General features: G+C 54.4%; 3 protein-coding genes (1 of these 3 only partly in view). All 3 read left to right on the top strand.

Annotated elements, in window-relative coordinates; all coding sequences use genetic code 11:
• The first annotated feature begins 2 nt into the window (after positions 1-2).
• Positions 3-1,331, top strand: a complete 1,329-nt coding sequence (locus tag ACK2JC_RS01700; protein WP_320938202.1) for a sodium-dependent transporter — start codon at positions 3-5, stop codon at positions 1,329-1,331.
• A gap of 95 nt (positions 1,332-1,426) precedes the next feature.
• On the top strand, positions 1,427-3,130 hold the full coding sequence (locus ACK2JC_RS01695; protein WP_320938201.1) for a S8 family peptidase: 1,704 nt from the start codon (positions 1,427-1,429) through the stop codon (positions 3,128-3,130).
• Between the two features lie 359 nt (positions 3,131-3,489).
• A protein-coding gene (locus ACK2JC_RS01690) for an SdrD B-like domain-containing protein (protein ID WP_411338392.1) crosses the window boundary here: on the top strand, positions 3,490-16,197 show its start. Its footprint extends 16,791 nt past the window's final position; the window shows 12,708 of its 29,499 coding nt (coding positions 1-12,708); it begins with the start codon at positions 3,490-3,492; the stop codon falls past the right edge of the window.

Raw genomic sequence — 16,197 nt, 5'->3', positions numbered from 1 at the left:
GCATGAAAACAAATAATCAATGGGCAAGCAAACTGGGCTTTATCATGGCTACGGCGGGAGCGGCCATCGGACTTGGAAATCTCTGGAAGTTCCCCTATCTCATGGGCCGGAACGGCGGCGGCGCGTTTCTGGCGGTATATCTGCTGTTTATCTGCATCCTGGGCGTACCGGTGATGATGGTGGAAATGTCTCTGGGGCGCAAGACCCGGCACGACCCCGTTCAGGCTTACGGGGATATCCACCCGCACGCCAGGATCGTGGGCGTGTTCGGCGTGGCGGCCGCGTTCCTGATTTTGTCGTATTACAGCGTGATCGGCGGCTGGATTTTAAAGTACATTGTCAATTACGCCACCACGCTGGCGGCACCGGCAGATTTCTCAGAATTCATCAGCCGGCCGGTGGAGCCGGTATTCTGGCATTTCCTGTTCCTGGGCGTGACCACCCTGATCTGCTACTGCGGGATCAGCGGCATTGAGCGGGCCAGTAAAGCCATGATGCCGCTGCTGTTTGTGCTGCTCATCGTGGTGATCGTGCGCAGCGTGACCCTCCCCGGCGCTGTGGAGGGACTAAAATTCGTCTTTATCCCCCACGCCAGCGCGTTCACGCTGAGCGCGGTCAACGCCGCTCTGGGCCAGGTGTTTTATTCCCTGAGCCTGTGCATGGGAATCACCATCACCTACGGAAGTTATCTCAGCGAAAAGGAAAATATTCCCAAAAGCTGTCTCAGCGTGGCGGGACTGGACACATTGATCGCCCTGATGGCCGGAATCGCCATCTTCCCGGCCGTGTTCTCCTTCGGCCTGGAGCCGGGACAGGGGCCGGGTCTGATCTTCGGAACCCTGCCCAAGGTATTTTCCGCGATCAAAGGCGGACCGTTCTTCGCCCTGGTGTTCTTTGCCCTGGTATTATTTGCCGCAGTGACCAGCGCCATCGCGCTTTTGGAGGTCACCATCTCCTTTGCAGTGGACACCCTGCGCTGGTCCCGGAAAAAGGCCACCGTGATCCTGGGCCTTCTGTGTTTTTTGGCGGGTGTGCCTAGCGCCCTGTCCTTCGGCACCCTGGGACAGGTGACGATCTTAAATTACAGCGTGTTCGACTTTGTGGGAATGATTACGGACAATATTCTGCTGCCCTTTGGCGGCATCACCATGTGCTATTACATCGGCTGGAAATGGAATCCGGAGTACCTGGTGGACGAGGTGGAGCGGGACGGCATTCCCTTCAAGCTGAAAAAAGTCTGGATTTTCTTCATCCGTTTCCTCACCCCCATTCTGGTGGGCGTAGTGACGGTAACCGGTTTCTACAGCATTTATTCCATCGTGCGCGGCTGAGTCATGCCGCGTCGTCCCGGCGCATATAATGGGCAGAGAGCTGTGCGGACCGGGAAATCCCCCGGGCGCGGCAGCGCGGAACCGGGAGGTGCGTTATGGAGAATCAAAAGAGGGAGAATCTGCTGAACCTGGCATTGGACGCCACGCCTGAGGAGCGTGAAAAATCGGGCAGCCTGGAGGTGGGTTACAACCCGAATGAACGGACCTGGGAGCTGATTGTGCGCTACTCAGGCGATCTGTCTGGCCTGGAGGCGTTGGGCGTGCAGACAGACATTCTGCTAAACGGTTACGCGATATTAATTGTGCCGGAAAGTCAGATCCAGGCGGTCAGTGAGATGCCGCAAATTGAATATATCGAGAAACCAAAGAGGCTGTTCTTTGCCGTTAACGCGGCGAGATCGGCCTCTTGTTTGATTCAGGTGCAGGCGGGACCAAGCGGTCTTACGGGCGCTGGCACGGCGGTGGCGGTGATCGATTCGGGCATCGACTATTTTCATTCGGATTTTCGAAATGAGGACGGCACAACGCGGATCATCCGGCTGTGGGATCAGGTCCAGAACCGCGTCTACACGGAAGCGGAAATCAACGAAGCGCTGGCCGCGGGCAGCAGGTCCGAGGCGCTTCGTTTCGTAAACTCCGTGGATACCAGCGGCCACGGCACCGCGGTGGCGGGCATCGCGGCCGGAAATGGACGGGAGAGCGGCGGGCGCTACCGCGGCGTGGCCTATGAGAGCGCCATCATGGCCGTGCGGCTGGGCACGTCCCTGGCCGACGGCTTTCCAAGAACTACTCAGCTTATGCGCGGATTGGACGCGGTGGTGCGCACGGCCATGGAGCTGAGGCTTCCCACCGCCGTCAATTTAAGCTTTGGAAATACCTACGGCTCCCACGACGGCACCAGCCTGCTGGAAACCTACATCGACAGCATTTCCAATTTCGGCCGGACCGTACTGGCAGCCGGGACGGGCAATGAGGGGGCCGGGGGAGGCCACACCTCAGGGCGGCTGGTCATGGGAAGGACAGAGAATGTGGAGCTGTCCGTAGCGCCCTTCGAGACGGGCTTCAGCGTGCAGCTGTGGAAATCCTACGCGGACGAATTTGAGATCGCACTCATTGCGCCTTCCGGCGAGAGCAGCGGTCCCATCAGCCGCCGCATGGGCGCCCAGACCTTTCGTTATCGGGATACCAAGGTCCTTCTCTACTACGGGGAACCCAGTCCCTACAGCCGCGCCCAGGAGATTTACATGGATTTTCTGCCAAGGGAGAATTACGTTGACAGCGGGATCTGGACCATCCGCCTGACGCCGGTGCGCCTGGTGACCGGGCGCTACGACCTGTGGCTGCCGGCTCAGGCCGCGCTGAACCCGGCCACCCGCTTTTTACTGCCCACGGCCGACACCACCCTGACAATTCCATCCACTGCCGCCGGGGTTATTTCCGTGGGGGCGTACAACGATTCCTATTTATCCTATGCCGATTTCTCCGGAAGAGGGTACACCCGCACGGACAATCAGATCAAGCCGGACCTGGTTGCGCCCGGTGTGGATATCGTCACGGTTCAAAAGGGAGGCGGGTACGCCGCGGTGACGGGTACCTCCTTCGCAACCCCCTTTGTCAGCGGCAGCGCCGCGCTGCTCATGGAGTGGGGCATTGTGCGGGGAAATGATCCGTTTCTGTATGGTGAGAAGGTGAAAGCCTACCTGATCCGCGGCGCAAGGCAGCTTCCCGGCTTCGAGGAGTTTCCCAACCCCACGGTAGGGTATGGGGCGCTGTGCGTGCGGGACAGCCTGCCGGGGTAAATCTGCAGATGGATAATGCGGGAACGATATAGGGCGCAGAGGTGCGGTTGAATAAATATAAAAAATTATGGAATATAAAAATGAATTTAGGCGTAAATATGCAACAATAATAAAAATGATGTGGTATTTTGTAATCTTTTTTAAGATTTTCTTAAAAAGGGGCTTTTAAAATATAAAAAAGGTGCTATAATAGGGGTAAATATTACTACATAATAAATATTATGTAGTATATAATGGGTTCAATCAAATAAATATTTATTATGCAAGAGCTCTTCAATCCATATATGGGGGTTGAAGGGCATTGTTCGTTTAAAAATTTTTATATCTCGTGTTAAAAAAAACGTTAATAGAAAAAACGAATGAAACAGAGGATGAAGGGCATGACAGAGGAGAAGAAACAATTAGTGCTTAGAGCGGCAAAACGTATGACGGCGCTGTTGATCGCGCTCATTATGGTGGTAGAACAGGTTCCATGGAACCCGGCGCTGCCTATTTGGGCAAAGGCGGCGGTGGAGCATGATCCGCCGGATATCAAGGGCGCCTTCAATATGAAGACCGACGACAGCGGCATCCAGCTGGAGAAAGGCACGATCACTCTGTCAAAAAAGACCAGGGCGGAGGGCGAGATCCAGCTGGTTGCCAACTCGGCGGCTGCGGACAGCACCATCTATGACCTGGCCCTGCATATTGATACGCCTACGATTTTCCGGAATCGCGACGGCGAGGTGTTCGCCGCTATCGTGGGAGAAACCGACCGGGACGGGAACGCCTTTGGCCCGGAACAGTATGCTCTTAGCAACGATCTGGAGATTATCGGTGGTGTGGAGGTTGCATTCCCGGGGTTAAGCGACGACGACTGGCAGATTTGGAATACTGACAACGCCAGCCAGCTTATGGATGATATTCTGTTTATGGAGGAGATGGTTCCCGGTCAGACGGGAGGCTCCGTACAGGGAGGCGGTTCCGGTCAGGGTTCTTCCGACAGCACGGATCAAAATCAGACGGACAACAGCGGCAAGGATCAGGAGACCGGCGGAAGCGGGGAGAACGGAAGCGGTTCCGGAAACGATGAGAATGGTCCCGGCAGCGGAACAGAGAATGGCGGAAACAATTCTGAGAATGGTTCCGGCAGTGGAACAGAAAATGGTGGAAACGGCTCCGAAAGCGGAAACGGCTCCGGGGAGAACGGGAATGGCTCCGGAAGCGGAAATGAGAACGGCGGGAGCGGTTCTGAGAATGGAGGCGGCTCCGGAAGCGGAAATGAAAACGGCGGAAACGGTTCTGAGAATGGAAGCGGCTCCGGAAGCGGAAACGAGAATGGCGGAAGCGGTTCTGAGAACGGAAGCGGCTCCGGAAGCGGAAACGAAAATGGCGGAAACGGTTCCGGGGAGAACGGGAATGGCTCCGGAAACGGAAACGAGAACAACGGAAGCGGCACTGAAAACGGAGGCGGTTCCGGAAGTGGAAACGAGAACAGCGGAAGCGAAAACGGAAGCGGAACCGAAAACGGAAGCGGCTCCGAAAGTGGAAACGAGAACAGTGGAAGCGGTACCGAAAACGGAAGCGGTTCCGGAAACGAAAGCGAGAATAGTGACAGTGGCTCCGGGAGCAGCACAAGCAACTCCGACAGCCATTCGGATGCCGGAAGCACCACCGCTTCCATCTCCGTCCGGGACCGGGCGCGGTTGATGACCGCACCGGTGGCCAGCGGCTCCACGGCAGATTGGGATCACACGGCGGAAGATAAACCGGATGCGAACGAGGAGGAGACAGAGGAACCGGACGGCGAGACCGCCGGAGATAAGGGGGACGAAGGAACAAGCGGTAAGCCGGAAGGCGATACGCCGGAGAATGGCGGCGAAGCAGAGCCGGCGCCGGAGAATCCCTCTAAAGATCAGACCACAGAGGGCGGCAAGCAGGAAACAACGGATCAGACGCTGCCAGTTAAGCCTGAAGCTGTGATGGATCAGGGAAGCGTTTACCAGATGTCCAGCTTTACCGCTTCGGACAGCAGCAGTTACAATTATGTATTCTGCCCGACTGCAGACCAGATGGAGGAAGGGTCGAATATTGAGAACCTTCAGTATTACCGCGGCAATGTGCGCCTGAACATGATTGCCAGCAAAACCGGCTATAAGCCGGAGCAGGCGCGGATTGTGAAAGTGTATTTCAAATTTTGGATTACGGATGACTCCAGCGTTGAGAGCCGGTTTATACCGGAAGGACTCCTGGCCAGTTGTTGGACCTGGGTCAACTACTATGGCTATCAGTATGCGGATCAGCCCAATAAAGTCCTGCCTGAGGACGCGAAGGTAGTCGGCTTTATACCTGAGGAGCCCAGAAACGTCAACTCCATATTGAACCTGCTCTACACCAACATCGATTGGAAACTGAACTTTAAAACAATCCGCGGTGCGGAGGATAATCCGGTACACGCGTGGCAGAAAAACAACTACGCTTCCTATCTGTTGTCCGTGGAGAATACCTCCGGATTGATTGAGGAGGAGGACGGAACGCTGTATCTTCCACCGAATGAAGAAGACTGGGTGCCGGATGAGACCACCTTCAAGGATTTCGATATTACGATGGAGGTGCCGTCAAATTCCCAGAGCGCGGCTTACGCCAACCCATATCAGTACCGGAAATATTATATGGATCCGGATACGGGAGCTTTGGAGGAGAATCCGGCTTACGCGGATCAGACCGGTACCGATGTAACCAGGCTCTTTGGCGGAACCTGGATTGCCAACGACCTATCCAATGTGGAGCATGACGCTTCCGCGTACGACGAAAGCGGCGGCGTGGTGATCGTGGATGTGACAGATGTGAAAAAAGAGTTTTGGGAGGTGGAGGATCCCAACAAACTGGTGGAAGAAGGCGGAACAGTTGTGGGATACAACTGGAACGCAGGCTGTAATTTTGACTTTGTTTCAAGAGATTTCAAATTGTACCCGCCGCAGTTTTCAAAGGAGTACAATGTAAATGCAGATCCGGAAAAAGAGAAAGAGTGCCCAACGAAGCGCGTTTACCGTATTTTTGCGCCGTTTGGAAACAGCCTGAAGCTGGATTCGCAGCGGCGAGCCCAGGCGACGGTGAATACCAACGGCGTGGTTTATTTTGGTGGGAATAAGGATAAAAATGAACCGGAGCCCCAGGGGGACGACAACGAGAATCTGGGCTACCGCTGGTATAAACGTGAAAAAGCCGGCACTGTTTTGCAGGTGTCAAGTTTTGACGCCAACGGCGAAAAGCTTGTACAGACCGAGGAGGCGTTTGTCGGAAAAGAGCTGATTTATACACTGGATGGCATTGGGGCCGGAGATGAAGAAAATACAAAAGGCGATTATAACGCGCCTATGTACCGTCCGCAGGTGACCGACCAGCTGCCAGAGGCTTTTGATCTGCAAAAGCTTCAATTTGTGTTGCCTGAAAGCGAAGTGGAAGAGTATTCAAAGGATGGGCAGGACCCCTTACATTTCTGGTTGGGAGGAAAGGACCAACTGGCTGGGTATGGCGTCCGGCTGTCAGAAAATTTCCGCGAGGAATATCCGATTCTGGAGTACCAGAACACAGACGGCAAGTGGCTGCCGGTGACGATCCCGGAGGAGAATTATTACATAGAAAAAGACAAGGTCATGATAAAAAACGGAGCAGGCGAGACGGTTCCCGGAGTCGTCTATACCTGTGATGTCAAAGAGTTTTTCGAGGAAGTTGAAGACTACAACCAGGTGATACGGATCAATTACCGCTGCACCTGGGTTCCTTTGATTGCCTGTCCCGGAAACGTCCGCTTGGTTGGTGTTTCCAGAGTGGCAGGCCCCCGGACCAACACGGCCCAGTTCACGTTTTCGATTCTGAATTTCCTGGAGAAAGCGGATCCGGCGGCATTGCAGGCGGGTCTGTTAAAGGACCCCTGTGGTGAGTTTGACGTGGAGAATGAAGTTTACAAGCGGCAAACACCGGAATCCAAGCCAGAGAAGATGGTCAATCCCTCCGACATTTCCGGGGACGTTCTGGCGGAAACTTTTATTAAAGAAGAAACTAAAATCGATCAGGATGAACTGGCGACGCCGGCCATCATGGATTTCGGCAATTATCTGTGGAAGATCCGCAATGAATCCGACGGAGAGGGGTATAACGTCAGTTTCACCTTCAAGTTGGACGAAAAGGTGCAGGATGAACAGCAGGACGCAAAAGAAGGCGATATGGTAGACGCGTTCCTGACCTCAGGCATCCGCATCAGCAAAGCGCTGCTGAAGGCAGGCGACGAGCCGCATAAACGGGACGAGAAGGGAAGAATCACCAAAGAACCCGCCCCCATGCTGACCATGACCGTGGTGGATGAAAACGCGCCCGGAGGCAAGCGGACGATTCAATACACCCGCTCGGAGCTGATGGAGCACATTGTGACCGATCCGGAGGGAGGAGGAGTCAATCCGCTTCCCGAGTACACAGACAATTCGGTATATCTGGATCTGCGGGAACTCTCCACGGATCCGGACGAGGCGCCGCATCCCATTCAGATTATTGAATTCCGGCTGGATTTTGATTCCTTCAAGGGTAAATATGAATTGGAAAAGCCAGACGAGGAGGAAGAAGGGGAAGAGGGCGGGGTGGAAACCTTGGAAGCCCCAGAGGAAGAACCCGCTCCTGTGGAAGACCTCCAGGCGGATCAGTGGGTGCGTATTTACGGAACCTCCATGAATATCTGTACCGCTCCCGGCAAGGTGACCTGCCAGGTGAACGGCTGGAAGAACCGTTTTAACGGTGAGATCATGGAGGAAGAGCAGTACCGGTACAAAAATGAGGACGAGGCAAAGCTTAAGTTCGTGATGGCCAAGCCAACCATCGATGCCTATGTCTCATGGACGGATAAAGCCCTGGATAAAAAGTTCAGCGCTAAACAACAGCCTGTACCCTACCGGAACCAGTTTTCCTACGATCTGGCCCTGGGCAACGATTCCACGGCGGTGATGTACAAGGGGATCATCGATCTGAATCTGGATGTGTTCGACGGAGATTATCCAGTGGAAGAGCTACGCTATAAGGGCTTTGCCGCAGAGAGCCTGGAATTTGATATGAGCAAAATGCTCGACCCGGAGAGCAAGAATAACTGGGCGGAGATGGAGGAGATCCAATTCTTCGACGTGGACCACAGAGGGGAGAAGGATCTGCCCGCCGTCACATTTAAGATGGAAGAACTGACTGGCTTCGTCAATGGAAACAAACGTCTGGTACTGCCAGTGGACAAAGTCCGCGAAAAGGGCGGATTTGATGAGGAGTGGATTCCCGGCAGGATTGTGATCATTCTCAATGAGATGGACGGCGAGATGGTTCCGGAGCATATGGTGGATTCCAACGGCGATGGCAATCCGGACAAGCTGGTTCCGGAAAAACTGCTGCACATGCAGGTGATCGGCCATGCCAACGTGTATGAGCGGGATCTGGAATTGGGGAATGCGTTTACTGCGGAAACCCAGAAGAATTTCGAGGGCAAAAAATTCCAGACCACAGCCACGGACGATGGTGGGAAAAAGGACGATAAGCCCATTGGAATCAAGAAGCTTTATGTGGATCCCAATCCCGTTGTCAATCTGGATATATATACTCAGCCGGGCTACCATGAAAATAAGTGGAGCCACGACCATGGTTACTGGAACGGCGGTGAGCGCAACCCCGATGTAGTGTTCGATGAGATCTGTCCGGATGGAACAACGTTTACGAGCGATGTTTACTTTGAGAACGGTACGGCAGGCAAACCTGAGACGGTCAGGGCCTGGCTGTCCAACTATTATGATAACAAAAACAGCGGTGAGAGCCAGGAGGCCTCCAGTTTGATCACCGGTGTTCTGGAGCTGGAAATTCCCTGCCGCCTGAATGACGGAACTTCAGACGCCACCGGTGCTGCAAGCGATGCCAGCGTGAACCATGTGCTGTTAAACCGGCCGGAGGGATTCGTGTCTTCGGAGCTTCGCATTCTTGATAAGGAGGAATTATCCGGAAAGATTGTACAGGTTACCATCCGTGGGTGGTCGGCCGACGGAAGCGAAAAAGAAGTTCAGATCAAGGGTGAGGATCTGGCGGTAACAGATGGGGTGTATGTAATCCCCAGTGAAAGCTGGGAAAAAGAAGGCCTGATTCTGGTCAACAAGTTTACGGTTGAATTTGAACATTTTGCCGGAACCGTAAAGGATAAGGCATTCTATGTGGATCTGGACGGAAAGGCTACTTATGGAATCGCTTACCGTTTTAAAGCCAGTTTCCACACTGCGGACAAACGCCTGGAAGCGGTGCATAACCGTGAGGATAAACCGGCTAATCTGCGCCCTGCGGATGAATATTACGCGGAGGACCGGGATCAGCACATTCTGAAGGTAAACGATTCTACGGCGCCCTGGCTGTCTGTGGCGGCCAGCTATCAGGCGTACCAGGAAGACGCTTTCAAAGAGGAACTCTCCAGCCGCGCGCTGATGGGATATGATCAGCTGGCGGAGACGGTTTACGTGCCATATAATGGGCATGAAAAGGAGTTTATATATTATGTCGGCGCAGGAAAGGGACTGAATCAGGTAAAGCTGGAGGATGGCTCTTACATACCTGGCTGCGGATATTGCAGCTATGGGGGCCGATTTGATATATATCAGGCGGATCGCTGGTCAAGCCCTGAAAACGGTTATCGTGTGTTAACGGAGGGAACTCTGTTTATCGAGCTGCCCGTTGCTGAGGCAGCCGAGGACACAGAGGATCCGGTAAAAGGTTTTGTATTTGACCAGTTAATGATTGAGAAAAAAATGCTGGACAAGGCAGACCGTATTTTTAGCGTGGAATTTGGCGGCCTTTCCAACCAGCAGTCCATGGACGTGCACAAGGGTATCGCTGCGTTGGATTCCGTTGTATTGGGCGGGACAGAAGATAAAAATCCGATCAGCGAGTGGTATGACGAAGATGGCAATTTTGTGGTATCCATGGAGAAATTGCAGCAAATCAACAAGAATATGACGGGCGTGCGCTATATCCGCATCCGTTTTGCGGATGTAGATGCCAATACAGGCTCTGCTGCCAGCGCATTACAGGTTCGGGTGAGCGGCACGACCAACGTTTACGCGGAGGATCCCACTCTCCAGAGCCGGGCGGACTTCTTCCGGCCGGAGCGGTACAACTTTGAGCAGCACGGCGACGGCGTTAAGGGGAGAAAAACGGACCAGCCGATCCGGATTGATCCGAAGTATGGTTATATCAGCGTCCAGAAGCCCCATCCTTACGCGTTTTTACAGTCGATTTTTGACGACGATGCGTTAAACGCTAAGAAGCTGCCCGATGCCAACCTGTATACGGCGAAATCCATCGATGCCAACCGCTGGTACAGCAGCATGCCGAAAAATCCGATGCTTGCGCAGGCTCCGTTGGGCGATCTGTTTAAGCTTCCGGAGTATGACCGGTATCAGCACAGCTATCTGTTTACCTTCGGAAACCAGCTGATCCGCTCCCACACGGGGCAGAACAACAGCCTTTCGGATGGAAGCTTTTCGGATATCCCGCAGGCGGAATTCCGGGTGGATGTGCCGATTTATTCAAATTATGAGAAAGAGAAAGGATTCCTGGTGACGAAGATCGTCATCGACAGGGACTTGTTAAAGTACGGCGAAAAGCCCAGCATCATCATCTATGACAAAGACTATCAGACTGTGATCCGGACCTATAAAGCCGACGAGGTGAAAACTCTGTTTGACGGCCGCGAGGATCTGGACAGCCTGGGCCAGACCACAGGCGCAGGAGCTAAAATTGATGAAAAGGATCTTGTTATCACCGTTGGCGGAAAAGAGGCCTATGATCTGGATAAGGACGCGGTAGTCGGATCCGTCAAGATCGTGTTCGAAAATTATGAAGGAAACGATCATATTAAGAAAAGCGATGACGATCAAACCGCGCTGTACCCCTACGATGGCCAGGTGCTCTCCAACGCTCAGACCAGCCCTGCGGACGTGATCCATGAGGTCAGCAAGCAGAACTGGCTGCGCATTTACGGAAAACCGACCTCCTTCCACGACACCCAGACCAGCGCTGAGGACGCCCAGAATCAGCAGGGCGTATCCATCGGCTCCACAGTGGGAGATCTGGTGAGCGCACAGTCCAAGGGAAATTCTGTGTTCAAGACAGGGGAGATTTACCAGTGGAATATCCAGAACGGATTGAAGGAGGCCGTTGCAGTTCAGGACGCTACTTATCAGGGAAGCACATCCTTTGAGGCTCTGAAGGCGGTTCCCACCCTTGAGGTGCGGCCGTACGGTATGGATGCCAACGGCAAGCTCAAATACGGCGGCAACCAGGGCAGCTTGAACGCCAGCATCGGCGGCAAGAACGCCTGGTATGGCGTAAAGCTGGGGAATACCGGCGCCAGCCGTATCTACCAGGGCATCGTCCGGTTTGAGCTGCCTATCACATCGGGGCCGGTGAACGCCCAGGGAAAACAGTACATCAATGGCTTTGAGACTACCTCCATTGTGTCCGACGAGAAATTTATCCCCAATATCACACGGGATAACCGGGTGTACTTGGAGTCCATCACTCTGGTGGAGCATCCGCCCTTAAAGGTGGACGACGAAAATAAATACGATGAGGAATGTGACCCCGGCAGCCCTGCCAAGGTCCTGATTGAGCTGCAAAAAAATGAGAAGGGTTACATTTATCCGGAGCTCGACAAGCTGGACGAGACTTACTACGATATCGTCTATGTGGACCGCGACAATCAGGAGATAAAGCGCGATCCGGTGAAGGCCTCGGAGATAATCAAAAAGCAGGGCAGCGCTTATCTGCTGTCCGTGACCAAGAGCCTGTGGAATACCAAGGATTGTCCGTTCGAACATCCGAAGAATATTGCGGTGGCGATCGGTAGCTACACCAGCTACAAGGAGGACACGGCTACCTACAACGCCAACGACCTGGTGAAAAACAACGAGAGCATGCTGCTCGTGAAGGGCACGCCCACCGGGTATATCTACGAGCTGGACGGCAGCGGCGAGTTAGCGGAGCTGAAGCCGGTGCAGGATCTGAAGATGAAGGCCGTCTGGATCAATACCTATGAGAGCAACAGCGAGTACGGCAACATTCTTACCAGGACTGCGAACAGCTTCGGTATCCTGCACATTGACCCCTCCGAGCCGACGCTAGAAACCTATGCGGTCAAGAAAAATGCCCCTGCCGCCGCCTATGACGGGGAGGCGGAGATTCTGCCGGTCTCTTACGAATACAAAGATGGAACCTCATACCGCTTCTATCTGGGAAACAGCTGTGAGAGCGGTATGTCCCAGCCTATTTTGGCGGTGGAGCTGCCTCTGTACGACGATTCACCGGTTACCGGCGAGCAGGAGGAGAGCAGGAGAGGTTTCCAGATGACGGATATCTATCTGGACAAGAAGCTGATCGGAAACGGTGAACTGCTGGGGTACAGCGATCTTACCGGCGAATATTATGAAAAGGACGACCCGGAAGTTCCGGCGGATCCTGAGGACGCCGGTTGGCAGCCGGTTTACGACGACGGCGTGACCAAGGTTTTTGAGATCCGCGTCTACGACCGCCTGGCTGTGGAGGAGGAGACAGGGGAACCGGTCTGCTATGTGATTCAGGATAAAGAGTTAAAGGACCTGTTAGAGGAGCGGACAAGCGGCAATGGGGCTGTAATCCCGCACACCGTCTGGTACCAGGAGGGAGACAGCAGCCGCTGCGTCAAGTATCCGGGCAAGGTGGAGATTGTGTTCGACACCTTTGAGGGCAGCGTGGTCAAGGACGAAAAGACTCACGAGGACCACCGGGGAATCGTGGAGCTGCGCGGCGAGATCAACCGCTACGGCGATGTGTCCACCTACCGGCGAAATTATCAGCAGGACAATGTGGTGAACAGCTTCAACCAGTTTACGGACGCCAACGGAAAGACCGTGGCGTACTGCGGCAACCAGATTATGGCCAAGGCCTCCTTTATCGACTATGTGTCCGGGACGGATACCAAGGTGGAGTCCAAGGACAAGAAGGATGCCCTGGATTGGGCGGCCTTTGATGTGAAGGAGCCCTTGCCAAAGCTTTCCGCACAGAACCAGTATTACAACCGGCAGCAGCTGAACGAGAGCCACAAAAACGACAGCATTTACAGGAATTTTGCGCCCTCAAACAGCACCGGAGGCAAGCGAAACGATCAAACCGCGATCACCACCTCGGTGGATGGCAATACCGAGTGGAACGTGGTGCCCTACGCCCGGGAATATCTGTCCGTGTTTGGTCTGACCAACGACAGTATCTCACGTATGGAAAACTTCCGCTTTGAGATGACTCCGGGCCTGAATACCGGAAATGTGTGGGATACCACGGTGGACGATTCTGAGAAAAACCGCGGCTTCCACACCATGGATCTCATTGTGCGGTCAGAGCTGTTTAACCAGGCGGTGATCGACCGCATCACCATTGTGGATGAAAACAGCGGAAAGAAACTGGTGCTGGAGCGGGTCGGCTACACCATGCCTCAGCCCCAGAAATCCGGCGACCGGGATCCATATGGAAAACTTCTGCCTTCCACCGAGGGCAAGGAGCAGCCCGAAACTGTCAACGCAAATGTGAAATACTCTGCCAGACTGTACAACCTGTCCGGCAGCCTGATCTCCGATTACGGTGAGATCGGCCGGGAGGACCACGATACGGAGTACGATCAGGTAGCCTCTCTGGCCAAGGGCCTGTACAAGACCTATAAGGGGGATCTGGTGATCCCCAGAACTACTATAATTGCCAATGCGGGTATGTCCACCGTCAGCCAGGTGCTGGTGGAGGGCTCCGATTTCCTGCCTATGCGCAACCCGGAGTACAAAGCGGATGCTGAGAAGTGGAACACAACCCGTGTGGTCAACACGGATCAGACCACGGACAAAGCGGAGACCATTGTGTTCGTGGGAATCAGCGACACGAAGATCGAGAACGTACAGGAGATCGAAAGCGCCAGAGAAACCAGAAACCAGGGTTCCTTTGACACGTATCTGTACGGCCACACCTATGAGCAATGGAAGTCGGCCTACGAGCTGCTTGCGGCCAAACCGGACGGAGTTCAGGATGAGGCGGGCAACAACTTTGAGGAGGTGGCCACCATGGACCACCGCCGCAATGACACGGATGCGGCTTATATTAAGACGCCGCAGATGTATTTTGACACCACCATCAGCGCGGTGTTCCGCGATCACCTGACAGGCTCGGAGGCGGCCGCGGGAGACTGGCGTTTTACGGACGAGACCACCGGCAATTATCAGAACCGGGACAGCCAGCTCTGGGCCTATTATCCGCACTACATGGACAATAACTGGCTGACTGTGGGCTATAAGTCTCTGGCCAGCTATACGGTGGATTTCCGGCAGCTGGGAATCTCGTCGGCGGGGGTGGCGAAAAACAAGAGCGGTTACAGCCTTTACGGAAATGGTACGGTACCCCAGGACTACAACGCTGCTGCCAATGTGGAGATGGTGGTGACGCTGCCCTCGGATAATTTTGATGCGTATTTTATCAAACTCAGGCCCAAACTGCGTCCGTTTGTGAACTCCGTCACCGTTTATCCGGTAAAGGGCGACCCCTATACCGTGACGACCTGGCGGGATAATGCCAGCAACGTAAACATGAGCCCGGCGGACCTGCTGAACGGCGAGGATATGGACCAGTGGTGGAGAATCAATCTGCTGGCGGATCCGGACCGTTCTAATCCGGACGGGGACGGCAGCCTGTGGCAGGATTCCACAATGCCGGACAAATACGACGCCAGGGACCTGGTAGGTTCCGCCTCTAACGCGCACCGCTATTATAAGACGCCGTCCGCAGTGATGGAGAAGGGCGGCATCGCCAAAGTGGTGGTCAACATGTCCGTCAACGCGCAGGCTGCGAACGGAACCATGGGGAACCTTTGGGAGGCGATCAACGCCGACGAGGGAACCTGGTATGAGGAAGCTTATAATCCGGAGACCCAGCACGAGCCCTACAACCGGGCCAATCAGATACCCAACCAGAGGACGCGTCATTCCCTGGAGATTGCGGGGCGCGTGATCCGCACCGGAAGCCAGACCGCTCAGGTAGGCGTGCGACTGGAGTTGGGCAGCCAGTTCAACATCGACGACGGCGGATCGAAAAACCTCTCCCGGGACCTCCGGTATGCGGGCAAAGTGCGCCCTGAGGACAAGGTCAGCCGGATCCGCGTGCAGAAATCTGCGGTGAGCGACGCCAGCGCCGGTTCGGAGTCGGGAGACAATGTGACCGTAGTGAACAGCGGCGGCGCACAGACCAAGAGCACCTGGTCGTACCGGAACTGGCACTATGTGTATATGGATTATTCCTACTATGGCAATACCAATTACAGCGAATGGCATGCCGGACATTTGGAAGATGGAGCGGAGATCCGTGTGCTGCCCAGCCAGGTACAGCAGCAAAAGGGACTGGGCATGACGGCGGGAGGAAAGGCTTTTGCGGCCGCAGGCGGCAATATCCAGTATGACCAGCCTACGGATGGCCTGCAGTTCCTGATCCCCGGCATCGCCGGATTCCAGACCCTGGGAGTGCCCTATTACGGCCAGCTGAGAGCCTACGGAATCGGCATTAACCAGCTAGTTGATACCAGCACGGAGAAGAGTACCCCGCGCACCTGGGTCAGCACGGGGACGTATAGTGGATATTATATTTATGACTACCTGTATTCCGAGTGGTACAACCGTTTTACCCACGTGGACTATGTTGATCTGACGGATATCATGCCGGAAATCACCCGCAAGGACGGGTTTTACAAGGGATTTTTCTCACGCTATGTGGAAATTTCAGACAGCATAAGACCCAATCTGATGAGTGTGAAGGTGACGATCAACGAGTACGCTCAGGATAAGGACGGTAACACAGAACTTGTGGACGGACAGCCGGTGATCGCGGGGACCAGAGTCGTGGAGGTGCCCTATGAAAAGCTGCTCAAAGAGTACGAAAACGGACTTCCTGCGGAGCTTGACGGGCGTATTCTGTTCCGCTATACGCCAAATACAGTGGACAGTCTGCTGGGGAACGACCAT

Origin of the sequence: Enterocloster lavalensis (assembly GCF_046603895.1) — a bacterium.
Classification (GTDB): domain Bacteria; phylum Bacillota; class Clostridia; order Lachnospirales; family Lachnospiraceae; genus Enterocloster; species Enterocloster lavalensis.
This window is presented reverse-complemented; position numbering and strand designations above follow the sequence as displayed.